The sequence below is a fragment of the Plantibacter cousiniae (nom. nud.) genome, from assembly GCF_977070315.1.
On sequence record NZ_CDRVEU010000007.1, the window covers coordinates 14,993 to 40,135 of the forward strand.

At 54.7% G+C, this 25,143-nt stretch carries 21 protein-coding genes; 6 read left to right on the forward strand and 15 right to left on the reverse strand.

The features are described 5' to 3' along the window. The first annotated feature begins 72 nt into the window (after nt 1-72). Both ACW55A_RS14585 and ACW55A_RS14590 read left to right on the forward strand, forming a co-directional pair. Entirely contained in the window at nt 73-555 is a 483-nt protein-coding gene (locus ACW55A_RS14585) for a cell division protein (RefSeq protein ID WP_129484575.1), read from the forward strand. After that, nucleotides 548-2,995, forward strand: a complete 2,448-nt coding sequence (locus ACW55A_RS14590) for a PEP-utilizing enzyme (RefSeq protein ID WP_498811378.1) — start codon at nt 548-550, stop codon at nt 2,993-2,995. Before ACW55A_RS14585 ends, ACW55A_RS14590 begins: the two co-directional genes overlap by 8 nt. 77 nt (nt 2,996-3,072) lie before the next feature. On the opposite strand, the gene ACW55A_RS14595 is transcribed toward ACW55A_RS14590, so the two are convergent. The 10 genes from ACW55A_RS14595 to ACW55A_RS14640 form a co-directional block, all read right to left on the reverse strand. Further along, nucleotides 3,073-3,501 (reverse strand): DUF2628 domain-containing protein, encoded by a 429-nt coding sequence (locus tag ACW55A_RS14595; protein WP_054081390.1) that lies wholly within the window; start codon nt 3,499-3,501, stop codon nt 3,073-3,075. 375 nt (nt 3,502-3,876) lie between these two features. Then, nucleotides 3,877-4,386: a hypothetical protein gene (locus ACW55A_RS14600; RefSeq protein WP_003434920.1), complete on the reverse strand. Its 510-nt coding sequence runs from the start codon at nt 4,384-4,386 to the stop codon at nt 3,877-3,879. 105 nt (nt 4,387-4,491) lie between these two features. After that, nucleotides 4,492-5,091 carry a hypothetical protein gene (locus ACW55A_RS14605; protein WP_498811379.1) on the reverse strand — a complete coding sequence of 200 codons (600 nt, stop codon included), beginning with the start codon at nt 5,089-5,091 and terminating at the stop codon, nt 4,492-4,494. A 238-nt stretch (nt 5,092-5,329) separates the two neighbouring features. Then, nucleotides 5,330-5,680 carry a hypothetical protein gene (locus ACW55A_RS14610; protein WP_498811380.1) on the reverse strand — a complete coding sequence of 117 codons (351 nt, stop codon included), beginning with the start codon at nt 5,678-5,680 and terminating at the stop codon, nt 5,330-5,332. Between the two features lie 162 nt (nt 5,681-5,842). Further along, nucleotides 5,843-6,607: a DUF1963 domain-containing protein gene (locus ACW55A_RS14615; protein WP_498811381.1), complete on the reverse strand. Its 765-nt coding sequence runs from the start codon at nt 6,605-6,607 to the stop codon at nt 5,843-5,845. Nucleotides 6,608-7,155: 548 nt separating this feature from the next. After that, the gene (locus ACW55A_RS14620; RefSeq protein ID WP_248672684.1) at nt 7,156-7,638 is read right to left on the reverse strand and encodes an Imm26 family immunity protein; all 483 of its coding nucleotides are present in this window, start codon (nt 7,636-7,638) and stop codon (nt 7,156-7,158) included. Further along, entirely contained in the window at nt 7,635-11,843 is a 4,209-nt protein-coding gene (locus tag ACW55A_RS14625) for an RHS repeat-associated core domain-containing protein (protein ID WP_498811382.1), read from the reverse strand. The genes ACW55A_RS14620 and ACW55A_RS14625 overlap by 4 nt, the downstream gene beginning before the upstream one ends. 5 nt (nt 11,844-11,848) lie before the next feature. Beyond that, a complete protein-coding gene (locus ACW55A_RS14630; protein WP_003434883.1) occupies nt 11,849-12,316 on the reverse strand; it encodes a DcrB-related protein in 468 nt (155 codons plus the stop codon). Nucleotides 12,317-12,350: 34 nt separating this feature from the next. After that, a complete protein-coding gene (locus tag ACW55A_RS14635) occupies nt 12,351-12,932 on the reverse strand; it encodes a DcrB-related protein (RefSeq protein WP_024692893.1) in 582 nt (193 codons plus the stop codon). Between the two features lie 11 nt (nt 12,933-12,943). Continuing rightward, nucleotides 12,944-14,794, reverse strand: coding sequence for a type VI secretion system Vgr family protein (locus ACW55A_RS14640; protein ID WP_455809659.1), 1,851 nt, complete (start codon nt 14,792-14,794; stop codon nt 12,944-12,946). Between the two features lie 191 nt (nt 14,795-14,985). On the opposite strand from ACW55A_RS14640, the gene ACW55A_RS14645 reads away from it, so the two are divergent. From ACW55A_RS14645 to ACW55A_RS14660, 4 genes are all read left to right on the forward strand, one after another. After that, nucleotides 14,986-15,996 carry a hypothetical protein gene (locus ACW55A_RS14645; RefSeq protein ID WP_074908752.1) on the forward strand — a complete coding sequence of 337 codons (1,011 nt, stop codon included), beginning with the start codon at nt 14,986-14,988 and terminating at the stop codon, nt 15,994-15,996. A gap of 733 nt (nt 15,997-16,729) precedes the next feature. Then, nucleotides 16,730-17,029 (forward strand): hypothetical protein, encoded by a 300-nt coding sequence (locus tag ACW55A_RS14650; RefSeq protein WP_248695909.1) that lies wholly within the window; start codon nt 16,730-16,732, stop codon nt 17,027-17,029. 48 nt (nt 17,030-17,077) lie between these two features. Continuing rightward, entirely contained in the window at nt 17,078-18,175 is a 1,098-nt protein-coding gene (gene tri1 / locus ACW55A_RS14655; protein WP_498811383.1) for an ADP-ribosylarginine hydrolase Tri1, read from the forward strand. A 78-nt stretch (nt 18,176-18,253) separates the two neighbouring features. Continuing rightward, nucleotides 18,254-18,808 (forward strand): HD domain-containing protein, encoded by a 555-nt coding sequence (locus ACW55A_RS14660; protein WP_248695911.1) that lies wholly within the window; start codon nt 18,254-18,256, stop codon nt 18,806-18,808. A 64-nt stretch (nt 18,809-18,872) separates the two neighbouring features. Here the strand turns inward: ACW55A_RS14660 and ACW55A_RS14665 are convergent, their stop codons facing one another. From ACW55A_RS14665 to tagF, 5 genes are all read right to left on the reverse strand, one after another. After that, nucleotides 18,873-19,595, reverse strand: coding sequence for a hypothetical protein (locus tag ACW55A_RS14665; protein ID WP_096105455.1), 723 nt, complete (start codon nt 19,593-19,595; stop codon nt 18,873-18,875). A gap of 245 nt (nt 19,596-19,840) precedes the next feature. Then, nucleotides 19,841-20,935: a type VI secretion system protein TssA gene (gene tssA, locus ACW55A_RS14670; protein ID WP_024649545.1), complete on the reverse strand. Its 1,095-nt coding sequence runs from the start codon at nt 20,933-20,935 to the stop codon at nt 19,841-19,843. Between the two features lie 92 nt (nt 20,936-21,027). Then, nucleotides 21,028-21,546, reverse strand: coding sequence for an Hcp family type VI secretion system effector (locus ACW55A_RS14675; protein ID WP_003318810.1), 519 nt, complete (start codon nt 21,544-21,546; stop codon nt 21,028-21,030). Nucleotides 21,547-21,701: 155 nt separating this feature from the next. Then, nucleotides 21,702-24,194 (reverse strand): type VI secretion system membrane subunit TssM, encoded by a 2,493-nt coding sequence (gene tssM / locus ACW55A_RS14680; RefSeq protein ID WP_498811384.1) that lies wholly within the window; start codon nt 24,192-24,194, stop codon nt 21,702-21,704. After that, nucleotides 24,191-25,114: a type VI secretion system-associated protein TagF gene (gene tagF / locus ACW55A_RS14685; protein ID WP_003318808.1), complete on the reverse strand. Its 924-nt coding sequence runs from the start codon at nt 25,112-25,114 to the stop codon at nt 24,191-24,193. Before tagF ends, tssM begins: the two co-directional genes overlap by 4 nt. Nucleotides 25,115-25,143 lie beyond the last annotated feature (29 nt).

Below are 25,143 nucleotides of genomic sequence, written 5' to 3' on the forward strand. Positions count from 1 at the left end.
GCCATGCTCGTATTAAGCCCGTCGATAAATCGCTAAACTCGTCACCTCACAAGGACGACTCAAGGACCTGGTATGCCGCTCCCTTCTGACACCCTGCGCCGTACGTTGGTGATCTGGTTGTATGCCGTCGCAGTCGCGCATGTGCTGGGCAGTCTGGTGTTCACTTGGGCAGGCTTTTCCGGCTTGCTCGACGGCTACCTGACTACGCTTGAGCAGGCCTTCTGGACCGATGCGGTTCCCGCCGCTGCTCGCGCGCAACAGGTTTGGTGGATGGCGCTGTTTGGCGCAACCTTGCAAACGTATTCCTTGTACATGCTGGCGCTGGTGCACCTGGGCAACCGCCTGAAAAGCACCATGCCCTGGGGCTGGCTGATTGCGGGCCTGCTGCTGTGGGCGCCTCAGGACATCCTGATTTCCGTGCGTGGGGGCGTCTGGTCTCATGTGTGGCTCGATCTGGCAGCGCTGCTGGCCTTGTTGCCGCCGCTGATCTGGCTGTATCGCCATGATCGCCGCACTTCGGCTGTTCACGCGTCGAAGGCCCCTCGTCATGTCTGACTTGCCGCTGCTGTATCTGCTGGCGGGCAACGGCAGCAGTGCCGAATGGTGGGACGACGCGCTGCCGCATTTTCAGCGGCATCAAGCCGTGCCGCTGGAACTGCCAGGCTTCGGCAATAATCCTCAGCCACCCTGCGAAGACCTCGCCGCCTATGCCGATGCGCTGTTGGCGGCGACCGTGAAGGGCAGCGCCATCGTCGCTGTGGGTGTCAATGCCTTGCTGGTCATGAATGCCTTGCAGCGCCAGCCCGGACACTTCTGCAGAAGCGTGCTGCTGGCCCCGGTGGGAGCTTTTCTGTGGCAGCGGCGCTTGCCTGCGCTGATGTCGCCGCTGCCCATTCGCAAGACCATTCACTGGCTGCTGGCCAACAAGCCCACGCTGTTTGCGCACAAGTTTTCCAGGCAGACCTGGCCAGCCGAGCACTACCAGCGCATGGGCTCCGGTTACGCCCGCTGCCGTGCTTTCGTGCCGTATTGGGATCTGTTGCGTGCCGACACCGCGCTGCCACTGCTGGAGTGGGTGCAAGATCCGATAGAGCTGGTCTGGGGCGATCAGGACGAGGTCCTGAGTATCGAGCAGGCGGCAGCGTGGTCGGCCATTCTGGCGCGTGCCGACCTGAGCATCAGCCTGAAACCGGGCTGGGGTCACTACCCGTGGATCGACGCGCCGGCCGAGTTTGCGCAGTGGCTGGAGTGGGGCGAGCGCGGCTTCGTTGCGCACACCAAAGGCGGCCGTCTGCGTCTGGCAGCCATCGCCGGGCAACCGGTGCCCGATGCACTGTCTCTGGTGCTGGGCGATGACTCGGCCTTGCCCGCGTTTCTGGCCCGTCAGCCTGACGCTATCTGGGCCGTGCGCTCATCCAGCTTCGGTGAGGATCAGGCCGATGCGGCCAATGCCGGTCTGAGCACCACTTTTCTTCGCGAGCCCAGCCACAACGTACCCGTGCGCGTTGCAGAGCTGCACAACGCTGGCGTCGAAGAAGTCGTGGTGCAGCGCTTCATCACGCCGGTGCTTTCCGGCATCGCGTTTGCGCGTCACCTGTCGGTCGAGCTGGAGTGGGTCGAAGGGCATCTGGAGTCGCTGGCCGACGGTCAGGCAAGCCCGGAGCGAGCGATCATTTCCCGCCTCGGCGCTGCCTGGAGCAGCGGCGACTTCAAGCCATCCCACGGTTTGACTGAGGAGGCGCTCTGGGACTTCCTGCAGGGCATTCTGCGCGTATTCCACTACGTGCCGGGCGACGTCGAGTGGGCCTGGGATGGCCGCCAGCTGTGGCTGCTGCAGTACCGCCCGATCAGTGACTACGGCTGGCGCCGCCACCTGACCGCCGCCAATATTGCGGAGATCCTGCCGCCCCAGCCCAGCAGGCTGGTCGAGTACGCACAGCGGCGTGCTGCAGGCAGCATCCCGGCGATCATGGCGCGTTGGGATTCACGCGTGTTGCAGGACAACGAGCCATTCACCGCACTGTTTGGCGCAGCTTCCTACATCAACAACGACCTGTTTCTCGCACGTTTGGCTGACTGGGGCATCGCCTCCAGCAGCTACGCCGATGAGGTCGGCGGCGCAGCACCGCATCTACCGTGGCGACCACTGCGTCTGCTGCGCTCATTGCCGGTGTTTCTGCGGATGCAACGTGTCGCGCGTGGCCACTTGTTGACCCTGGAAAAGCAACTGCACCGTTTCGACCGAGAGCTGCATGCCCTGACGGCCCAAGGTGCTGACGGTCAGCAATTGGCTGACTGGTTCACCCGTTTCTACGTATTCGTCGTGCAAGGCAACCTGTGCATCGCCACCTCGCTGGCCAGCAGCGGCGGAGACCTGCTGGGACGTCCACCGACCGCTTACGACGACCTGGAGCACTGCCCGCACCGGCTGCCCTGGGAAACCGACCCCGCGACCCCACGCCCGGCAGCCACTGACCTGCCTTTACAAGCCTTCCCGACCTGGCCGGGTTTCATTCGCATCGCCCACCGCGCAGGCCTGCCGGGCATGCGCGGCTACTACCTGCAAGTACGCGAGTGGTATCGCGACAACCTGATGCGCCTGTTCTTCCGCCTGCATCACGCCATGCCCAGCGCCGACCGGGAACACTGGTTTGCGCCGCATCCAGACATTCGCAGCCGTGCCGGCAGCTTCTGGCAGGACGGCCGCGAAGGCACCGAGCAGGCCACCGGTTTCATGATCTATCCTGGCCAGGTGCAAGGCATTCTGGGCGAGGACATCCTGCTGGAAGACACCCTCGACCCCGGACGCCACGCGCACTACCAGAACGCCCGCGCGGTGATTGCGCGCATGGGCGGACGTCTCTCGCACGGCTCGACCTTGCTGCGTGAACTGCGCAAACCCTCGGCCGTGCTGCCGCAGGTTGATCTGGCGTGGGTGGGGCGTGAAGTGCTGTATGTGGATGGGGAGTTGAGGTTGGTGGAAGGGCAGGCATAAAGCCCGAGGGGAGTTATCCACAGCCAACCCGCACGCTCATTGAGCGGTGCGGGTGCTCAGCTGGCTACATCTGCAGGTCAGAGACGCATGCCTTTGAACGGGTTCCAGCCTTGCTCGCCTTTCACTTCCTTGAGGTAGTAGGAATAGTTGGCCGTCAGGGCGTACATCAGGGAAAACACGACGTTCAAGCCGGTGCCCAATGCTGCCGGAACCTCCATTCCGAGGATCCCGAAAAGCAGAGCTATAACGATGTTGACCGCGATAATGACGCCGATCAGCGCCAGGTTTTTCTTCCACAGACCCAGCACGAAGAAGTAAATCGGACCGAAGAAAAACGCGATGATGTTGGTGCAGACAAGCAACTTCTTCTTGAAGTCAGGCAGCGTGTTCACTGCCGGCTTGAAGCGTGGATCGTTCGGCGCACCATACGTCTCGAAAAAATTGAAGCGCTCTTGCCACTTGGCACTGTGCTGGCCAGTGCTTTGGGTCTGATCTGTCGTGCTCATGGTGCTACTCCTTGTGTTCCGTGGGGTGACGTTTTCTTCCGGGAAATCCTGTGTCTCTGATGTTGCTGCTTTTGTAATCAGCGAGCGATTGTATGAAGTTTCCAGGTGGCGTACTACGCAATTGCGCCCCGAGCCCTTCATGCCGCCTCGACAAGGTATAGCCAAACGCTTACACGCGGTGGAGGGATTTGGCCATTTCCGATCTGGTCCTTCCTCCGTAGTATTGGATCCATCAAGTGGTGAACAGGAGTTCACCAGGATCAAGGATGATCGACCATCGCCTCGGAGGCAGCCGACAGGGAGTCGGGATGGTCTTGGAAAAACCCGCTTCGGCGGGTTTTTTGTTGGGCGCGATAAAGTCCTCGTTGAGCCCGGCTATTTGCGTAGCGCCTTTCTCTTGCGCAGGTTTTCACGATGCACCTCGAGATCCTTGCGCCGCCGCATCTCCTGACGGATCTCCTTGCGTTCGGATCGAATAATCCTCCATTGCATGCGTAACTCCCGGCCGCGCTCGCTGTTGAGCGATAAAAGGCCCAGCAACGGGAAAAGCAGCCCCAGCACGTAAAGCATCAACTCGAAACGCCGCCAGTGCGCAGGGGCAGTGGGCAACACGGCAAAAAAGCAGCTCACCAGAATGGCCGCCAATATCCACATTCCGCACGCATGCCCGCGACTCATCATGATGCCGCCGAAACTCAAGACCAGTGATACGCCCATCATGAGCATCATTGACTGGCCAGTTCTCTCCGGCTCATTTGGAAAGTACGCATCGACCACCGTGCCTGCGGTAATGGCGAGGGAAAATATGCCCATGAAGATCGGAGTCAGAAAGGACAGCAGATAACGCGAGCGGAAAGCGGCAACGTGACTGCGGTAAATCACCATAGGCTCCGGCGAGGCCCGCTTGCTGCGAGATTGTTTACCCATTTTTCTTCCCTGGTTGGGTGTGGCGGTTAGTTGTCTTCTTCGCTGATGGTCTGCTACCTGACTTCATTTGCTGAATGATATTACCCATTTCAAAAACCTACCCAGCCACCAGCGACTGCGTGCTTCACGAAGCTGTTCGATGTACTCGAACGTGTAAGACCGATTGTGCTTCTTTTCCAGCGCCAGGATTTTTTTCAGTATTCGGATGGCGTCCCTGTTCCAGTAAAGAAGGTAAAGATTGCTCAGTGCTATCCAGATACTGACCATAATGATCAGTTCTATAGGCCACACGATCATTGCAGCGATTCCGGCCACAATGACGCCTCCGCTCAGTAAGTTTCCGTTTCTCGTGCTGACATAACCGTGCACCATATAGACCTTGATATCTCTGGTCTCAAAAGACAGCTGACCTGATCTCGATTTTGTGAAGTAAATAAATAAAAATGAAACAAGCATCAGTAAGGCCGGAATCATCGCCCACGATAAAGCATCTGTCGTTGACGCGTCGTATTCAGATTTTGCTATAAGATAAATAACGCTTGTATCATGAGTAGAAATGAAGAGAAAAGGCCTGTGAAAGAATGAACTGCGATTGCAGTGAAGCTTTCGCTCAGGTAAATCAAATATATTGTTCGCATGAGCAGGGTAAAGAGACCGAGGCATACCAGCCAGAAAAAATCCGATTTAAACGTCGACATTGTGCCAAATAAGGCAATCAGGAAGAAAGACCCGTAAAGTCCCTTTTTATTGCGTTGGGTTGTGGTTCGATCATGTGGTTAACTCAAGTTTTTAAAGCGAAAATATAAAGATTTAATGGCTTGGTCTGAAAGATCATACATCAAATATTTAAGTGTATGACCAGTCGTCCCACTATTTTAGATGGTTGCATTTGACGTGTGACTTAGTCAAAGCGGCCAGTATTGCGCGCCAGCAATTGGCCGTTGGCTTCGTATTCATACTGGGTTTCGCCGCGCAGCTTGTCGAGGGTGCGGCTCAGCTCGCCAGCCGGATCGTATTCGTAGCGGCGGCGAATCGGGTTGTAAGCGTGTTCGACGTAGCGCTCTGGCTTTATGAGCGGGTTCTGAATCTGCGACAGCTTTTCCGCAGGTAGGGTGGTCGCGTACTGCCAGGCCTTGCGACCCATGCTGTCGTAGCCGAAGCAGCTGGTGAGTTTGCCCTGGGTGCGGTAGACCTCGCGGTGCAGGTCGTCGCGTTCCACGTCGCAGATCAGTTGGCCTACAACAAGAGCCATGTAGCACAGGTTCGCTCAGACACCGCTTCTTAAAGCTTCTGGCCTCGTTCTTTAAGAAGCGGCAATCGAGCTCAACTGTAAACTCACCAAGTTTTTAAAAAGCAGTAATCCGACATACTCGCCTAGCCGGATAGTACTCACTCACTACTGCCTAACAATTAATCATGCTGTATGCACAAAAAACAGCCCACTGCCTGAGCCATCTTTTTTCAAAAGAAGACATCCAACGGCATCGGCCAAATAAAATATATCTTTAAATGGCTCTGGGAAGTCTGAGGAGTACAACTGCATTACAAACTCATACTCTTTCTGCAAATCTGGAGGTAAAGATACTCCATTAGGTGGGGTGTTCGTAAGCATTGAGAATACTGGATACTCATCATACCATACTTCTCTTTCTTTAAATTCCGTATGTACTTTCGGAATTGATTCATTCGGACTTACTATTTCAGAATCAGAATTCCCCATAATTACTAGGGTGTACCCACTCAGTATCAGCTCTAGCTCAGAAGTATCGCCACCGTATGTAACGTTATCGAGAAAATAATCAGAGCGACTGTAAGTTGAAAAGATATACAGTACACCTTTCTCGGGGATTGAGCTGAAGTCAGAAGGTTTTTTGAGGTTGGCGCACTCTATACTGGCAACTAATACAAGACGTTCTCCGTCGGGATTGGTCGGCCAGGCATTTAATTTTACTGAGCCGCCACCTATGATAACGCTAGAGCGCTCAGCGTTATCGGATAAAATAATTTCATTAACCAGAACCATGATTTGATCACCCGCATCAATCAGACCGCCATAAAAATTCTTGGCTATTCTTATTAACTCTTTTGCTCTAGATTTAGGAGCGCTACTCTTCCTTCGAGCGCTTGAAATGATTTCTAGCTCACGCTTTACAGATGATGAAAATTCATTCCTGGCCAAACCTTGATTCTCACGTACTTGCGCCTCATGCCAATGAGTGCCACTAATACGTCTTGCATCTTTAATTGGGCCTCCAGTGTGATTATCTAGATCCAGCGCAATAGATGGATTTCCTAGAAATCTAGTACTCTTCTCCGTAAAATTCTGCTGAACGAGATATTCGTTACGTCGCAGTCCGTGAGTTTGTAAACCTTCCCTAATGTGGGTTGAGCCGTTAAGTGTTGAATAAGTACCTAGCTTAAACCTTAGCTAAACCTTACGGATCAATCCAGCCGATTGCACTCGGACCATACTGTTAAAGGTTATATCCAACCAACGAACATCTAAAGGGACTTTTTATTGAAGGACGCAGCGTTGGCAGCCGTTAAATGCATATGATTTTAAAGAGCGCATAATATAAAGCAGTGATGATTTAACTAAGGCGCTTGAGGCTTGATAGCAGCATACCACCAAGGCCATCACTTCGCCACTGAACTAACTTTCTAAGGCACATTACTGCCTAGCATACCTGTGAACGTATTAATGCGTCAGGACTTAAGCAGTGAAAACTATTCACTACATTTAGCAAGCATAGGTATAAATATTTCCTTGATCTGCATATCCCCTTTTGGCGAGTAGCGCGGTAGCTCTTCTGGTGAACTTATCGATGGATATTCATTATCAAAAATATCTACCTCTGTACGGTTGTTGGCGACGCCATAGATGAAACGAATAGGCTCTTCTAAGGGTGCTGTATAATTAGGGTCGTGCGCTATTATCCTCCAATCCCCCTCGGTTTTCCGATCAAATAATGAATACGAATCGAGGATGACCGGATCGCCAACTCTACTGAAATTTGAACAGGTAATTTGAGGCTTGTCTAATACTTCTTTAAATATTTCTACGACATGGCCAAGGCTATTTCGAGTCATGACTCTACCTAGGCCGTAGCCTATCTGACCCAGATCAAAACAAAATATATCTCCGGGCTTAATATAGCGCAATTGTTTACGCTTGTTTTCTTCCCATTTAAATATTTTTAATTCACTCACCCGCAACCTCCTTTCAGTGCAGCAGATTTAGTTTGATAGTTACCCTCAAAGTTTGCTTGTCGACTTGGGGTGCGTAATGTACTTTCATGATCAAAAGAGTTGATCTTATTTCCCCTATTGGTAGGCGATATATCTTTACCAATTACACCTGTCTTGGTCTCGTAATGCTCAATATAGGCTTGCTCATAACCTCTGGCCTGTCCATAATTAACATTTTTATCGAGAGGCATCATTTCCGTACCAGGACCTAAACGTTCAGTACCAATGTGCTCGTTTCTACGACGGGCCAAATCATCTGTTATTCCAACATAGTATGGCTTTTCGGCGCCCTCTTGGAACAGCCCATATACATTGTAACCGGGAGTTAGCTCGTGAACCAACCCTAGTGGATCTGTCCAGCGTACAGGATTGGGCGTATACCGATAAAGATTAAACCCACCCAACAACCCAATCGGATCCTGCGTTATAAACCGCCCAATCTCCGGGTCATAATACCGAAACGTGTTGTAATGCAGCCCCGTCTCGACATCAAAATACTGCCCCTGAAACCGCAGATTCTGCTCAACCTCGTTCACCACCAGCTTCTCCACCGCACCCCATGCCCGGTACTTCGCCTGCCAGACGATCTGCCCTTCGGCATCGGTCATTTCCAGCGGCGTACCGATCTGGTCGGTGTGGAAGTAGTAAACCTTGTTCTCGACTTCGCCTTCTTTCTCGTCCACACGGGCCAGAGGCGCATAGCTGCCGGGCTCGTAAAGGTACAGGCTGCTCTGGCCCGGACTTTCCTCTCGCAGCATGCGCAGGCCTTGCCAGAGGAAGCGTTTGTGGTCGGTATGGCCTTTGATCTCGGACTGTTTGGCGACGCGTCGGCCAAGGCTGTCGTACTGGTAACTGCTGGTACTTTCCACCTGCGTGTCGGCCATGGTCTCGGTTTTGACCAGGCGGTTTTCGCAGTCGTAGGTGAAGGTCTGCCAGCGCACGATGCCGACAACTTTTTCGATCAGGTTGCCCCAGGCGTCGTATTTGTATTCGTGGTTCGCCCACTGTTTGAGGCGGTTGTCTTTGACGTGGTCGAAGCGGCTGGTGTTGAAGTTCAGGCGGTTGGCCGCGGCGTCGTAGCGGAATTCTTCGCCGTCGACCACGCGACCTGTATTGCGCGCCAGCAACTGGCCGTTGGCTTCGTACTCGTACTGGGTTTCGCCGCGCAGTTTGTCGAGGGTGCGGCTCAGTTCACCGGCCGGGTCGTATTCGTAGCGGCGGTGGATCGGGTTGTAGGCGTGTTCGACGTAGCGCTCTGGTTTTATGAGCGGGTTCTGAATCTGCGACAGCTTTTCCGCAGGCAGGGTGGTTGCGTACTGCCACGCTTTGCGGCCCATGCTGTCGTAGCCGAAGCAACTGGTGAGTTTGCCCTGGGTGCGGTAGACCTCGCGGTGCAGGTCGTCGCGTTCCATGTCGCTGATCAACTGGCCATCGAGGTTGAGCTGATGCAGATGACCGCTGCCGTAGTACAGGTGGTTCAGGTGCTGGCCGGTAGGAAGGGTCAGCGTGGTTAGGTTGCTCAGTGGATCGTAGTCGTAGGCCAGCGCGCCTTGCGGCGTGGTCTCTGTGGTCAGTCGCCCCAGCAGGTCGTAGGCAAATTCCAATTTCTCGGCGGTGACGCCCAGTTTTCTGCCGGTGTCCGTCGGTTTGCGCTCGATTGACAGCAGTCGGTCGCCTTCGTCGTAGGCATAGTCCTGACGCGCATCGTCGTTTAGCTTGGCCAGCAGGCGACCAATTGGGTCGCGCTCCAGATGGGTGCTGCGCCGTGGCTGTTCGCCTTTCTCGCCGTAGCCGATTTCCTCGACCTGTGTCAGGTGTCCGCCGAGGTTGTAGCTGAAACGGCGGGTCAGGTTGTCGATGCGTTTTTCTTCGATCAGACGGTCTGCATCGTCGTAGGCAAAGCGGTAGGTCGCATCGTTTTCGTTGGTCAGGGCGACGAGGCGAATGGCTTTGTCGTATTCGTAGGTGATGGTCTGGCCTTTGGCATCCTGTCGCCATTTAGGCAGGCCACGGCCGTTGCGCAGCAGTTGGGTGGTCTGGCCTTTGCCATCGGTGTGGGTCAGGACCTGGCCCAGTTCGTTGTAGGTAAAGGTCTCGCTGGTGCCATCCGGGTGGTTGATGCGCAGCACTTCGCCGTCGGGCTTGCGTTCCAGCGTGGTGGTGTTGTTCAGGGCATCGGTGACGGCCACCAGATGGTGGCGCTCGTCGTAGCGGTAATAAGTGCTTTTGCCCGAACAGTCCTGAAAGCGCTGCACTTGCGCCAGGTTGTTCCACCACAGGTATTTGGACTTGAGCGTCGGGTCGACGATGGTGTGTGGCAGGCCGTCCTCACCGTTGAGGTACTCGGTCTTGTGGCCCAGCGCACCGATCTCGGCAACGAGGTTGCCTTTGGCATCGTAGTTGGCCTTCCAGGTACTGCCATCAGGGTAATCGACCTGAGTGATCAGCGTCGTCAGGTGGTGGTACTGGTAGCGAATACTGCGGCCCAGCGGATCGGTCTCCTTGAGCAACCGCGCGAACTCGTCGTACTCGAACGCCAACTGGTTGCCATCGGGCAGGGTCAGCCCGGTCATGTTGCCGGTGTCGTCGATCTCGATGACGTAGTGATCGCCACTGTAGTCGCGGCTCGAGGTGACGCGATGGTCCTTGTTGTAATGAATTTCCAGCTCGCGGCCCAGTACGTCGGTGACCCAGGTGGTGCGGGCCTCACGGTCGTAGCGGAAGTGGAAATGCTCACCATCGCTGGTCTGGTGTTCGACGACACGCGGCTGGCCGTCGATGATTTCCCAGCGGTACTCACAGGTCAGGCCCAGTGCGTTGCTGTGGCGGGTCATGACACCATCGGTGTAACTGAAACGGCGCACTGAATCACCGTTGCGGTTGAACACCTCAGCGAGCTGACCGTTGCTGTCGTAGTGGTATTGAACCAGGGTTTCAACAGCCTCGTTGTCGACGATGCGCTTGACCGAGGTCAGGCGTGTCGTCACTTCGTCGTAATGCAGGTGCACGCGGATCCCGCCCGTCGCGCTGATGTCGGTCAGCGTGCCTTGTTCGGTGCGGGTGAAATGCAGGAAGTGACCGAGTGCGTTTTCGATACGATCCAACGGAACCGGTTTGTTGTCGTCAGGCACTTCGCCGAAGTAGAAGAAGATGTTGTCCAGCGTCTGCAGCAGGTAGTGACCACCCTGCGTGCAGACCAGATAAACCTGTTCGTGAGGGTTGTAGATACGCTGGCCGGGCGCTATGTCCACGAACGGAATGGTGCGGCCCTGGTTATCCGTAAGGTAGAGGAAGCTGCCGCGCTTGCGCAGGCTTTGCTCCCACGGCAGCACCCAGCCTTTGCCGAGTACGCTGTCGACATTCAGATTGCTGGCGTAAAAACGCGACCATTCGATGGGCATCAGGCCCGGCAGGCTGAAGTCGATCTCATCCGGGATCAGCTTGCGGCCAGTCGTGGTATCGACCGGGTTGCCGCTCAGGCCGCCGATCGCACTGCGCATCACAGGCTCAACCACATAGCGACTGCCCACTTCGCCGGCGACGAAACCTGCGGTGAACTTCATGGCGCAGGGCAGCACTGCTTTCATGCCTGCCTGCGTTCCGGCCTTGATCAACTGGGCGATACCACCTGCCGCACCCGCCACGGCCATCAGCACATCGACGGTAGTGCGCAGCCAGCCTGGAATTTCGTCGTCCACTGGCAGATAGCGATACCTGCCGCCGCCGATAAATACGTTGTCGGAGCCGCCGGAGATGGTCGCGCCACAGGTCAGCTTGTCGCCTTTGCGCGCCGCCGCCACACTGTTGATGAAGACGTTGGTCGAACCCTCGGCAATCTTGACCGGCCCCGGATGCTTGTCACAGGCACCAATGCTTTTTTCAACATGCGCTGCCTTGCGGTTGTTGATGTACACATTGGGTGAGGCCGTGATGATCGTGCCGGAAGGGGAGGAAAACATACTCCCTATCGCCTCTCCTGCGGCGGTGAGCAGGCTACCTCCGACGCCTGCTGCAAGTCCTGCCAGAAGAGCCACGCCGAACCCGCACGTGAAGGTTGCGATCGCTACCGTAGCAATGAGCGCAATACCGAGCACAGCCCCGATCAGGAAGCCCCCCAGGGCGCCGGTATGCGATATTTCGTCACCAAAGCGCGCGGCCTCGAACATGAGCGTTACTCCTGTTCGCTACCGTTGGCTGGAGAGGTATCAGACACGCGAGGCTGAAAACTGGCCAACAAGTTTTCCCAATCCTGGGTCTGCTCGACACTGAAGTCCGTCTGGGACGTGGTCGAGAATACGATCGCGCGCTCAGGCTCGATCAGAAACGCCGCCTGACGTTGATAGTAAGGACGCCCTTCGGTCATGTAATACGCGTCGATCTGAATACCTTCGAGAGGGGCCACGGTCGATAGCGAAACTGCTTTTCTGTTCAGCAGCGTGTAACCGCGCAGCTTGGACGAAAGCATTTTGACCTGGCGATCAACATAGGTTTTCAGGTGCTCGGAAGGTAGCAGAGTGTCTCTGGAGACCGTAATGCTCAGCGGGGCAGGCAGCGTCGAGCCCATCACGAACATGTTCACTGTGCGGTCCTGAAATCCCTCTGGCAGCTTGATACTGCCTTCGTGCAACTCGTAGTCCATGTGATAAGAATTCCTGAAATCAAAAAAGAAACAATCACTGTGCGGCGAGACCGCCCAGCATGCTATCGAAATCCGCCAGCCAGAGGCTGAGGTCCGGCTTGGTCGGATCGATCAGGCAAGAAATTTCCAACCACTGCAGCACATCCTTTCCGGCAAGCGGAACAAGCGCACCTACCAGCCGTGCGTGTTGTTCTGCGCTGCCTTCTTTGAAGTGGAAATCCAGCGCTTTCGCAGTGCAGCCCACCAAGGTGCAGTCCCGCCGACGAATAATACGGAGTTGAGGGTCGCGCTCACGAAAGGTCTGCACCGAGCTTTCGAAAAGTGCTTCCAGCGCCTCACCCTGCATTACGTCTCTGCGTTTGACAGACAACATGAGCGGCTCGCCTTTGTACTCAAGCGTAACCTGGACATCACGAAACAGGACGCCGTCAGGAAAGGCCAGATTAAAGCCACCAAAATTGAAACTGCTGGGCACGTCCTGCAATGGCGTGATCGGTTCTGGCTCAGGCTCGGGGACAGCTTCAACGACCGGAGCTTCCAGCGCCGCCTTGCGTGCTGCCTCCTCATCCGCAATACGTTTTGCGGAAATACGGTCGTAGAGACTTGTTCGTTCCATGCCCTGCGTTCTCACTTATTGATGTCGACTCGGTCACCTTTGACGAAGGTGCTCTCGCCAAGAACATTGATCACTTTGCCTTTTATCTGGATGCCTTCCGGAGTGATCGAGATGCTGCTATCGCCCACTTTGAGAAGGATGTACTGCTTGGCATCCACCTGAATGAATTGGTTGTCGACCTTTAGCGTAAACGACCCCTGCTGCACGTTCGTCACAGTATCTTTCTGGATGATTTCCGTATTCGTGCCGCCGACCGTCACCTTGCGGTTATTGCCCACCTCGTGCTTTTCATCCAGCTCGATCTCGGTGTCCATGTTGCGCTCGGCATGCACAATCACCTGTTCGGCACCGGCCTTGTCTTCGAAGCGGAAGAAGTTGGCTGTACCGCCATCACCCTTGGCCGAACGTGTCAGGAAACCGCTTTGGGTCTTGTTGGCAGGCAGCGACCACGGCGGCGTGTTCTGGCTGTTGTACAGACTGCCCATGACGAGCGGACGGTCAGGGTTGCCATCAAGGAAAACGACCACCACCTCGTCACCAACGCGCGGGATCTGGATGCTACCAAAACCGCCACTTGCGCCGGATTGAGCGACGCGGACCCAGCAGGAGCTTTTGTCATCAAACTGGCCATAGCGGTCCCAGTGGAACTGCACTTTTACCCTGCCCATTTCGTCGGTGTAGATTTCTTCGCCGGGCGGGCCGACAACGATGGCGGTTTGGGGACCACTTATCAAAGCGCGAGGCGTACTTAGCGGAGGCTTGAAGGGTATTTTGCGCCGAATACAAATAAACTGGTTTTGATAAAAGGCTTCTCCCGATCCGGAGTAATTATTTCGGCCCGAATGTTTTACGCTCAACAACAGAAATTGCCGGTCCTCAGTAGACCCGTTGTCATGATCATAGTGCTGAGTAAGCTCAAAGTAATAGCCTGGCTGCATCGCACGGCAGTTACTCCTACCCTGAAATGTCTTGCCTAAAACCTCCATCGCCTCAAGTCGATTGCGAGCGATTTGTTGACCGTGTTGCGGGTCGGAGTAACCATATAGACCCTCGTACTCAAAAACTTCGTATTGACCAATGTCTCCTTGTTTGGCTAAAGTTTCAAGTTGTACCTGATTGGAAAAGCGCGGCTGCTTATAGTCAAAAGACTTTAATGATAGGCGCGTGGAGTGAAGGGCTCTTTGAGAAGACCATTCGGTAACGGAATCGGACTCCTCAGTTACAGACGCGGTATGAAAACGAATCGAAGGTTGGCTAGGTAACGTCGGCAGATTGAGGCTATCGTCGAAAATGACCAACGTATGTCCATCTCGACGATGCTCAAAATTGAAGAATAGCCCTTCTTGTTGAAGGAGCCGCAGTACAAAATTAAGATCCGACTCTTGGTACTGTGTGCAATAGCTAATTGGCTTCAATGTTTTGTTTAGTCGAAATTCATAATCAGCCAGAGAGAGGTAGTAGGCAAACACTTCTCTGATTATATCTTCAACGGTTTTATCTTGAAAAATACGCGAGTCTCTTCGGCGACTAAGTATCCACAGCCAAGGTACGACGGTAGCGGCGTAATTAGCGATTCCACCATTAGCTCCTATATGGTTGAAACTTGAGCAATGTCCACTTATTACCCTTTTGCCACCATCAGCCAAAGTGATTTCTATTGAGACTTTCTTGCCAATTAACTTTTTGAGCTCGATCTTTGCATCGCTGGATAGCAATTGGAGTTCGTATTCGAACAGGACGGACAGCCCTTCTTCACCGCTGAAGCTTTCTAGAACAAGCTCCTGCTCCGGAGGCAGAGGGGAGTCGAATGTGATGAGTCTATTGTTCTGAGCTGTAAACTGCCCAATAAGATCCGAAATCACTAGCTGCCTCCTGCAAATCTTCACGAAATTAGGGATGGAACCTGCTCGAACGCCATTTGTCAAGCTACTCCGGTTCGTCGTTGATGGCTTTATGCTCATTTGATTTTATTTTTCTTAAGGTGCACCCTCAGCGTAAGATGCTACCAGCGCGCCGCGCGGACGCGATAAGCCATAGAGACAGGGAGTACGCCATGAGCTTGAGTGACACCCAGCTCGATCAGCTAGGTCACGACGTAGATCAAAATCAGCGTGAGATGGTGGTGCTAGACATGGAGCACGCTAACATGCTGGTGGAGGAGCGTAATGCGTCCTACGGCCTTGGAACACAGCAGCCGCAGATTTGCCCTCGAACTCAGCCAAGTATGTTGGACGGTCTAATGGGGGGGACTCAGTCTATATACAATGCAACCTTACATCCCTTGTTTAATACGACTTGGGCAGTACCTTCCGCTTTGGGTGCATACGACGCCTATAACATAACCCGTTTACTTCGTGATATCGGTGGGTTTGGGACCAAAGTACGGATCTCGGTAAAAAATGGAAAGCAATACGTCATAATTACTGGTTACCCAGGCCTTCGACGACGACTTAGGGGAACTCGCTATGGGATACGAAATGCTCAACTGATTGAGATGGGTATAGGCAGATATGGTGAACAGGCAAGTGCGATCAAAGGGTTCAAGCTATCTTGTTATGTCGCGGTTGCTATCGAGGTATTGGAGTGGGTATTTAATGATGAGGCTGTATTATCTGATTTATTTGCGGGGGTAGGGGTAGAACTAATAAAAGCCGGAATTGCAAGTGTAATTGGTTATGCGGTATCAGTTGCTCTGGGGCTTACCGTTACAGCGGTTGGGCTCCCATTAGTCATCGGTGCTGTGTTTGTATTGGCTGTAAGTGTTGGTTTAAATGAGTTGGATAATAGGTATAATATTAAAAATAACGTAAAGGCAGGTATGCGCTACGCTGTTGATAATATAAAATATTTGCACGAAGAAATGACTAGGGTTACTGTAAATGATTTGAAGGCTTACTCAGAAAAAGCTGCGACAGAAATTATAAGTAACATCATAGATTCGGCTGCTGATGAAGCGAAATCTTGGGTCCTGAGGAAAATATATCCCGGGGATTTTCCATTGCCTAACTGGCCAAGAGTACCTGAACTTCCAGATTTTTCAAACTTTAAACTACCAAAGTTTTAGGCCTCCTGTGAATAATAATTCAGACGCGTCGGCACAAAATATCCCCCCGTTGGCTTTTCGGCTAATCGCATTAGTTTTGGTTATTTCTGTGACCGCTGTTGGCATATTTTCAATTTATTGGCTTTGGGAGAGGGTAATACCCTTGTATGGACGTATTTATCGAAATGCCCCTGTTGTAGAGGTGCCTTATTTGGCTTTTGCACTTCTCATGGCGCCGCCCGCTGTTCTGATAGCTGTAGTCGGGAGTTTTTTTGCGCTCTGTACAGGAAAGAAATTTGATCCGCCCAATAAGTCTTTCCTATATCGCTTTCAAAGCTTGATGATCTATCTTTCAGTAAAGATAATAACGTATGTCGTGCCCTCTGTAATAGTTATAACTACGATTTTACTGCTCGTGAGGGATTATACTCCATGCTCCAAGCTGCTTATTTCTGGCTCGGCATGGCAACTATTTTGGGTGAACGATGAGCGGGTTTGTTTTAAGCCGACGCGTTACATTAACGATGGCTGGCCCTGCAAGATGGTGGGCGACCAAGAGTATTGTATACAGGTAGATGGGAAGTGAACTGTAGAATACTGCAGCTTTAAATGAGGCGGAGAAGCCCATAATAATTTTGTCTTTATGGTTGATTATTCGTAGATATTGCGGAAAATGAAGCTTTTTGTAGGCGCTTTTTGCACAAGATGATGGGATTTCTATGAGGTTGAATGATTAAGGCTCTAAAGCAGTCATATGAAATTTAACGACACTTTTTTCAATCGCGACCTCATGCTCTCCTTGGGCATCGAGGAAATCTCCGGTCGTTTTTATTTATCATTCCCGGTGAGCAATGGCCTGATCGATTACGAGGAGTATTACGAGATCGACAAAGCCAGCTTTGATCTTTTCCACACAGACCTCATTGCTGCGGTTGCTTTCGCCACGACATGCCGTAGGAGAGAGCGGGATGATCTTTTGATCCAGAAGCCAGGCGCAAAGCGGGGAACGGCTATTTGGCCGTTAACAAGCGGTATAGACTCGGGCACCAGGTAGCAGCTTCCGTACTGCTCTAGACCTTGAGAAATTATTCTGGAAGGACCCATGATTGACTTGAGAAGCTCCAACGAAACCCTCGATCGATATGTTGAGCGCTACGATCACCTGCTGCCTCCGCCATCTGCGCAGCTGCTCCAACGCATGGATTATATGCTGCAGGCTGACGCACCAAGGTTGCCTGTAGAGAAGCCCGGCTGGATAGCGTCACGGACGTGTACGCTCACCGAAGCACGGGCACTGGACCGTGCAAAAGGGTGCCTGCTTGGGCTGGCCATAGGTGATGCCGTCGGTACAACGCTGGAGTTTTTGCCTCGTGATCGTAGTCACGTCCATGACATGGTGGGTGGCGGTCCTTTCAAGCTCAATCCCGGTGAGTGGACCGATGACACCAGCATGGCTCTCTGCCTTGCGGACACCTACCTTGCTAAAGGTGATTTCGATTTTTCTGATTACGCCGATAGGCTATGTCGTTGGTATAAGCAGGGCGAGAACAGTCATAACGGCAAGTGCTTCGATATCGGAAACGCTACTCGTGCTGCTCTGGAAGGACACTTGGCAAGCAAAGATGGCTGGTATGGCAACGACGATCCATCTACTGCGGGTAATGGGTCGATAATAAGATTGGCACCCACTGCAATATTTCGCAGGCACTCGCTATTCGCTACGTGGCGGCAAAGCGCCGCACAAAGCAGATGCACACATAGAGCAATGGAGGCTATAAGTTGCTGCGAGCTGCTTGGCGCACAGCTGCATCTCGCCCTTAACGGAGCAGACAAAGAAGAAACCCTTTCTCCGATGATTCGCCCGTTACGACCGCGAGCTTTGATCATCAACGCAGGCGAATACAAAGAAAAAACCCGCGACCAGATCCGCTCCTCCGGCTACGTCATCGACACACTGGAAGCAGCTCTGTGGGCTGTATGGAATACCGATAATTTCAAAGACGCCATCTTGCTGGCTGCCAACCTGGCTGATGATGCCGACAGCGTAGCCGCCACTGCCGGACAAATTGCAGGCGCTCTGTATGGTGTGTCGGGTATGCCTGAGGAATGGGTCAAGAGCGTCGCATGGTCCGAGCATATTCAGGGGCTGGCTCAACAGTTGTTCGAGCGTGCGCCGCTGCAGGACCCTTTGGGCGACTGATAGGGAAACGCGCGTACTCTCTCCGAAGATCAGCTCACAGCTCCTGACTTATATCGCGTCTCAAGGAATCTGGCCCACATGCCCAAACCGTGTTCGCAACAGCTCTACAACAACGCCTGGCTATTCGCATCCCAGGCCCACGTCGGCCAAAAAATGACCGGTTCGGACCTTCCTTATACCACCCACGTAGCGATGGTCGCCAACGAGTTGATCTTTGCCCATCGCGAAGAATCCGTGGGCGCGCTTGAAATCGCCTTGCCCACAGCGTTGCTGCACGACGTGCTGGAGGATACGCCGGTGACTCAGGATGAGTTGGCTGAAGCGTTCGGTATGGAGGTCGCCTCAGCCGTGGCGTGCCTGAGCAAGAACCTGATCGTGCCGTTTTCCGAAGCGCTTTATTTCGCCGGGATCGCCAGTCATTCCAAAGAAGCTGCGTCGGTCAAGTTGTGTGATCGCATCACCAATCTTCAGTCAGCGCCGTCCACCTGGAAGAAGGCAAAGCGAGCGTCTTATCTGGTGGAGTCGGCGCAGATCCTGGCTGCCTTGGGGCATGCGAACGGGTATCTACGGCAGCGGCTCATCGATACGATGGCGCGTTATGAGGCGCTTTATGTTGATGGCTTTGAAGGCTGAGTAATGAGCGGGCTTTCCATTTCGATAAATAGGACTATGTAGTAATCATCGAGAGTTACGCATCCTACGATTTGTGCCGAGACGAGAACCATTTGAAAAACCTGCTCAGCCACCAACGACTGCGGGCTTCGCGAATTTCATCGATTTGCATGAACGTATAGGGAGCGAGCATGGCTTTCTCTTGGGTGCGGAGGGTACGCAGGCCTCTAATAAGATGACGGGAGTGAATGAGGATGAAAATGCACCCGAATAAAAATAGCAGAATAATAAGAATGCCTGTGGTAAGCGGTGTAACAGATCGAATAACACCGGACGCAAGCAGCGTTACACAACCTGCGATAACGCCCAACTTGAGGCTGGATGTATCAGTGGGACTGAAAGAGACCCTGTTTCCAGATAGCTCGAATGGAAATTCTTTCGCCGGTGTCAGATAGATAAAGAAATAAACCAATGTGACAGAAGTTAATATGAATAACGTGGCAAGCCCTCCCGCGAATGCCGTGCCGCCTAAATCATCCGTAACAACCGTGTAGCCGACACACGCGGGTGCAAATGCAAGGAGGAAAATCAACAGCATGAAATAGCTAGAGGCAAACAACGTGTAGCGCTCACACGTGTATCGTATATAAAGCATGTAAATAAACGCCGCCAACGATGCACATCCATAAATCCACCAGCCCCCCGAAAAGCTTAACGGACCTATGATGCCAAGGGTCACGGTCATTAAAAATATCGCTACCGATGCATGCTTGACTGTTCGGGCGTCTGGATCGTATACGGTGCTCACTGGGTCGTTATTCCTTGGCTGCGCTTTCTGTCTTTTTTGTCTGCGCCGGAGTTGATCGCGGAGTGTTGCGCGAGCCAGCTAGTTTCGTCAGGTGTCGAAGACCTGCGCCAGGAAGCAAGCCACTTGAACAACCTGCCCAGCCACCAGCGATCACGATTCTCGAGAATTTCGTCGAGTTACATGAAGGTGTAAATTTCCTGACGGTTTGTACGCGCCTTCATACAGACCGATCCACCAGATCGCCCTTACTGCTTAGGCTCTTTCGTACCCAGCACATCGCGAATGCTGTCCACGACGTTGCTGTCCTTGATGACGTCGTTCAGCCAGCCTTCCAGCGGCATGTTGCCCCACTTGATGGCGCGCTCGATGAGGTACGGGACGGGGCTTTGCGGTTCGGTGTTTTTGAAGAACTGTGCGATGCCGGCGAGCATGGTGAAGGCTTCGTCGCGTGTGGTCGGGGTGGTGCGCAGTGGTGCGGACGCGCTGTCCTGGCTGGCCTGGGTCATTACGGCACCTGCGGGTTGGTCGACGACGGTTTCGGGGGCGGCCTGAGCGGCGGCGGGGGCAGGGCTCAGTTCGATGCCGCGGTCCTTGAGCAGTTTCTCGGTCAGTTGCCCGGCGCGTTGCAGGATGTCGCTGAGGGTGACGAGGCTCGGCGCGTCGCGGCCGAACAGCGTGTCGGCAGTGGCTTGGAGCTGCTGGCAGGCGTACAGGCTGGCGGCGATTTCGCTGGCCTTGAGGCGCAGGTGGTCCGAGTCGGTCAGGACCACCGAGCGCTGGAAGATTTCGGCGTTGATCTTGCCTTCTTCAACAGCGGACTGCATGGCCTTGGGATTTTGCAGCGCGAGGTTTTCAACATGGCGCGACTCGTCGTAGCGCAACAGGCCAAAGTTCTGCCCCTGGGTGATCGGCAGCCCGCCGACGACTTCGGTCAGCGTGGTTTTCAGCCAGGCCAGGCGGGCAGCGCGTTCTTCTACGCCATCTTCCAGAGACGGGTACAGATCGTCCCAGAAAGTTTGCAGGATCCGCTCGGCCACGGTCAGGCCGAAGGTGATGCCGACGAAGTGGTATTTGTGCGCCAGGGCTTCGCTGAGCCAGGCGACGAGCATCAGGTCCTTGCTTTGTTCGGCAAGGCCCTGTGCGGCCAACGTGATGGTCTGTTCCCAGTCCGAGGACTTCAGATCGGTTTGCCAGTCACCTTGGGTGAGGTAGTCGGGGTCTGCTCGACGAGCTTCCTTGACCTGATCGAACAGGGTGGAAAAGCTCAGGTCCTCGCCACTTCCCCCGTTGATGGGTGCCGTCAGATCGGCAAGCGAAAGGTCGTTGAGAAATTCAGACATAGTCAACTCTGATCAGAGGATAAAAGAACACCGTGCCTGGGCAGACACGGTGTTGAAGACGGGCCGCTTGCGCGACCCGATGTGTCACGGACTTATGCGAATACTTTGTTCGCAGTGCGGTCCCAGCCGCCAGTGACGTTACCGCCACCCTGGCCATCGGAACGGCTCTGCTGGGTGTAGGTAGTCTTGATGCGAGCGAAGTTGAAGCTGATTTCTTCAATCGGCAGATCGCTGACTGCGTTGTCTTCGCCTTTCTGGCTACCGCCAGCAACCGCCTTCACGGAAGACACAACCACTTCTTCCAGGTTGATGGTCAGGTAGGTCAGCTTGTCGCCGCCTGCACGGTTGACGTTCAGCTGGATCTTGGCGATGTGAGTGCCCTTGCAGCACGCTTCGAACAGCTTGGCGGAAGCCTTGTCCACAGACTTGCGGATGCTGAAGTCGCTCAGTGCAACGCGCTCGGACGAAGCACCGCCCGAAGAGCTTGCGGTCGCCGAGGTGGCCTGGGTAGCGCCGAACTCGTAGCCCAACACTTCGATCCAGTCCTTGTGCTTGTCGTCCAGAACTTCGCCTGGGATGCCGTCGATTTGGATGTATGCGTCAAATGCCATTTTCTGCTTCTCCTTCTTCATTTAAAGCCGTGGCGTCTGCGGACAGAACACGGCCCTTTTGATTAACCTTCCTGAAACGATCAAGAAAGGTTCTCTTGCCACGGCCAAGGTCTCATATGGACAACCCGGGCTTCGGTTTGCTCGCCAACGCGCGATCAATTGAGCGCGCGTACTTCGATCTCCACGCGTCGATTCGGCTCAAGGCACTGAATCAGCTGAGCTCTGGGTTGCTGCATATCGCATTTGACCAGAGGCTTCTCGCTGCCTTCACCAACCGCGTCCACCAGCTCGGCGGGCACGCCCTTGCCGACCAGGTAAGTCTTGATGGTCTGCGCGCGCTGTTTGGACACCTGCATGTTGCTCTGCGGGTCGCCCAGCTGGTCAGCGTGACCTGCAATCACGATCTTGCCGATGTTCGGTGTGCTCAACAGCTTGCCGGCGATCGCGCTCAACTGATTTTGACCTTCGGTTTTAAGGCTCTGGAAATCGGCACGACCAAAGGCAAACAGCGTGTCCGATTCCAGCGTGATCGTTTCGATAGCCTTCAACGACTGCGTCAACAGGCTGTTGATGTAATTACGCGAACTGGATGTCAGAAATGCGTTGTCGAGAATCCGCGGCACGTCCAGTTCGTGAATCTGATCGCTGTAGAAGTTGATCTGTCGGCTGGCGTACTCGTAATCCTGATTGGAGCCTGCATCGGCATTCGCGGTGATGGTCTTGCCGGTCTGACGCGCGATGGCCGGGTACCAGTAATCAGGCATCTTCGCTTTCAGGAACGCCGGGTCAGCCTTTTCACGCTGGGCGCGCGACAACATCACGTAAGTGTCCAGCGTGGCCTTGCCGAAGGCAGCGATGGATTGCGCGCGGTTATCCGGCGGCAGCGCCTTGGGCTCGACACTGTCGACGCCGGTGACCGGCATCAGGTCCTTGGCATTACGCTGGTAGACCTTGATGGTGGTCAGCAGGTAAAGCGAGCGCGTCAGGTTGTCTGCGGTCGGTTTGAGCATCACCGTTTCCAGACGGTTGAAGTAACGCGTGCGCAGCAGCGGCTCGACGTCATAGCCCCGGTAAAGACCCAGGCGCAAGCGCAGTGGTACACCTTCGTCGTGATGACGATCGTAGTAAAGCGAAGTCCAGAAGCGCATGCGATCCAGCGTTTGCCACTCGGTGTACTGCCCGGTGGCCTTGCTGTCCTCGGCTGCGGCCTGAGCGAGTTCGCTGGAGATGGACTGGATGTTGTCCTTGTTGTTCCAGTACGACCAGCCCCACAGACTGCATAGCAGCAACGCGACAAGGCTTGCGCCACCGATCCAGGCGGCCTTGCGGCGACGTTCGCGGTGGTTGGTGGTGTACAGCGCCACCAGATGCTGATCGGGGATGATCACCTTGCGGAACAGGCTGTTGATGAACAGCGGGTGCGGCTGGACATTGCCATCGACAGCTTCCTGCTCGCTTTCCAGCTGGAATCGTTCGGTGACCTGGCGGGTATGACCGCCCATCTCGGGCTGATCGGCGTCCAGTGCGCTGGTGAAGTAGAAGCCGCGCAGCATCTCGGCGCTTTGATACGGGTTAGCGCGCAGCAGAGCATCGACGAACAGGAGCAGGCGCGGTTTCAAGGCTTCCAGCTCCAGCGGGAAGCGATACACCGCAGTGTCCTGACGAGTGACCTGAATGTCCTGAAGCACCAGTTGCTGGTTGGCGATCTGTTTCCAGTAATTGATCAGTTCTTCCATCGCCACACCAAAGCGCTGGCCCCAGTCGGCTTGCTCGAAGCCCTTGTGCGGGAAGGTCTTGCCCATCACTTCGCCACGCGCCACATCGTCAAGCTGGCGATAGAACGGCACGAAGCCCGGGACCAGGTCGCACTTGGTAAACACCAGATACACCGGCAGACGTACTTCCAGCAGCGCGTGGGTTTCCTGGATGCGCTCGCGCAGGCGCTTGGCGATGCGCTCTTGGTCCTCCACCGAGGACTGCAGGATGTCATGAATGCTAACGGTGACAATCAGGCCGTTGAGCGGTCTGCGCTGGCGATGCTGACGCAGCAATTGCAGAAAGGCGCGCCATTTGCCGGCTTCTTCCTGATCGTTCATGTAGCGACCGGCCGTGTCCAGCAGCACGGCTTCCGAGCTGAAGAACCAGTCACAATTGCGCGTGCCACCCAACCCGGCCACGCGTGCGCCTTCGCGTTCTGCATAGGGGAAGTTGAGGCCCGACTGATAGAGCATGGTGCTTTTGCCCGCTGCGGGCTGACCGACCACCAGATACCAGGGCAGTGCGTATAGCGCGTCCTTGGAGTTGCTGCCGTTCGGCTTGTTGCTCTGCAGACGCTCGAGGCTTTGCAGCAGGCGCTCGCGCAGCAGGCTGACCTCTTCACGGTCCGCCGGGCTGGCGTTGAGCACCGCCTGGTCGGCGTCGTCACGCAGCAGGCCTTCCAGGTTCTGATGCTGTGATACGCCTCGATACAGCAACAGCACATAGGCTGCCGACAACAGCAGAAACAGGCCGATCCCCGTCAGCAGGCTGTTCATCGAGCTGAAGCCAAGGGCACGGCCGATGCTCCAGACGATAAAGATCGCCAGGAAAAAACAGACCCCTAGAACGTAGGGCTGGTAGCGCAAAAAGTAGTATTTGATCTTGTTCATACGGGCTTCAAATCCAGCACATCGACAAAGCGGTCGATAACGTCATAAAGAGGGCGGTCAATGTCTGGAAACACATGGCCTCGGTGGTGTTCGTCGAACGCGTCGAAGGGTGCCAGTACGTCATAACTCTCCGAATGCTCACTCACGCCCGTCACCACCCGGTACACGCCGGAGGTGTTGCGGGATGCAAAGCAGAACAGCCGGGGGCGCATGAAATCATCCGCCAGAATGCTGATCTGCGGCACCGCCCTGTTCGGTTCGATGCGTGTCAGCCAGTTGACCCACAGATCGGCTGTCGGGTTCTTCAAGCCTCGTTCTGCCGGCAGTGGCAGCGAAATACCAACGGGTGCCTTGGACGATGGGCGGCTCAGCGCCTGCAGCCTGGTGAGCACGGCGTTGCTGATGAACTCCGGGTAGGAGCTTTCCAGCGAGGTCGCGATGTCGCGCAGGGTGAAGTTCACCAGAAACTTCTCATGCACACGCCTGAACAGCTCGAAGTCCTGCCCTTGCAGCGGTCGCAAGGCCCTGATGCGTTCGAACAGCACCGCCGTACTTTCGCCTTGCGCGGCCATGTGCAGCAGCGGTTTGATCTGCCCGGCGAACAGTTCGCTCAGGGTGAACGGGTTCACAAACAGCCCGGCGTCACTGGACTTCACCGTTTGAAAGATGAAGAACGGATAACGCCGAGCGCTTGAGTCCCTGGAACTGATCAAACCGCCCACCAGCCAGTTGCCGCTGCGTGCCCGGTAGCTGAAAAAGCACACGGGCAATCGGTCGAACAGCGTGCGCCAGTCTTCGCGGTGCTGCATGTCGGCGAGAGCGCCCTGCAGCCATGCATCGAACTCGCAGACATCGTCGCTGGCACCATGCAGGCTGACGAAATCTGCGCTCGCGGGCACTTTTCCGAAGCAGCCAATCATCGACCGCCCTCCAGATCCAGCATGTGCAT

Excerpts from the sequence above, each read along its gene's own strand:
- ACW55A_RS14585 (WP_129484575.1), top strand. The coding sequence starts at position 73 with ATGCCGCTCCCTTCTGACACCCTGCGCCGTACGTTGGTGATCTGGTTG.
- ACW55A_RS14590 (WP_498811378.1), top strand. The coding sequence starts at position 548 with ATGTCTGACTTGCCGCTGCTGTATCTGCTGGCGGGCAACGGCAGCAGT.
- ACW55A_RS14595 (WP_054081390.1), bottom strand. The coding sequence starts at position 3,501 with ATGAGCACGACAGATCAGACCCAAAGCACTGGCCAGCACAGTGCCAAG.
- ACW55A_RS14600 (WP_003434920.1), bottom strand. The coding sequence starts at position 4,386 with ATGGTGATTTACCGCAGTCACGTTGCCGCTTTCCGCTCGCGTTATCTG.
- ACW55A_RS14605 (WP_498811379.1), bottom strand. The coding sequence starts at position 5,091 with ATGCCTCGGTCTCTTTACCCTGCTCATGCGAACAATATATTTGATTTA.
- ACW55A_RS14610 (WP_498811380.1), bottom strand. The coding sequence starts at position 5,680 with ATGGCTCTTGTTGTAGGCCAACTGATCTGCGACGTGGAACGCGACGAC.
- ACW55A_RS14625 (WP_498811382.1), bottom strand. The coding sequence starts at position 11,843 with ATGTTCGAGGCCGCGCGCTTTGGTGACGAAATATCGCATACCGGCGCC.
- ACW55A_RS14630 (WP_003434883.1), bottom strand. The coding sequence starts at position 12,316 with ATGGACTACGAGTTGCACGAAGGCAGTATCAAGCTGCCAGAGGGATTT.
- ACW55A_RS14635 (WP_024692893.1), bottom strand. The coding sequence starts at position 12,932 with ATGGAACGAACAAGTCTCTACGACCGTATTTCCGCAAAACGTATTGCG.
- ACW55A_RS14645 (WP_074908752.1), top strand. The coding sequence starts at position 14,986 with ATGAGCTTGAGTGACACCCAGCTCGATCAGCTAGGTCACGACGTAGAT.
- ACW55A_RS14650 (WP_248695909.1), top strand. The coding sequence starts at position 16,730 with ATGAAATTTAACGACACTTTTTTCAATCGCGACCTCATGCTCTCCTTG.
- tri1 (WP_498811383.1), top strand. The coding sequence starts at position 17,078 with ATGATTGACTTGAGAAGCTCCAACGAAACCCTCGATCGATATGTTGAG.
- ACW55A_RS14660 (WP_248695911.1), top strand. The coding sequence starts at position 18,254 with ATGCCCAAACCGTGTTCGCAACAGCTCTACAACAACGCCTGGCTATTC.
- tssA (WP_024649545.1), bottom strand. The coding sequence starts at position 20,935 with ATGTCTGAATTTCTCAACGACCTTTCGCTTGCCGATCTGACGGCACCC.
- ACW55A_RS14675 (WP_003318810.1), bottom strand. The coding sequence starts at position 21,546 with ATGGCATTTGACGCATACATCCAAATCGACGGCATCCCAGGCGAAGTT.
- tssM (WP_498811384.1), bottom strand. The coding sequence starts at position 24,194 with ATGAACAAGATCAAATACTACTTTTTGCGCTACCAGCCCTACGTTCTA.
- tagF (WP_003318808.1), bottom strand. The coding sequence starts at position 25,114 with ATGATTGGCTGCTTCGGAAAAGTGCCCGCGAGCGCAGATTTCGTCAGC.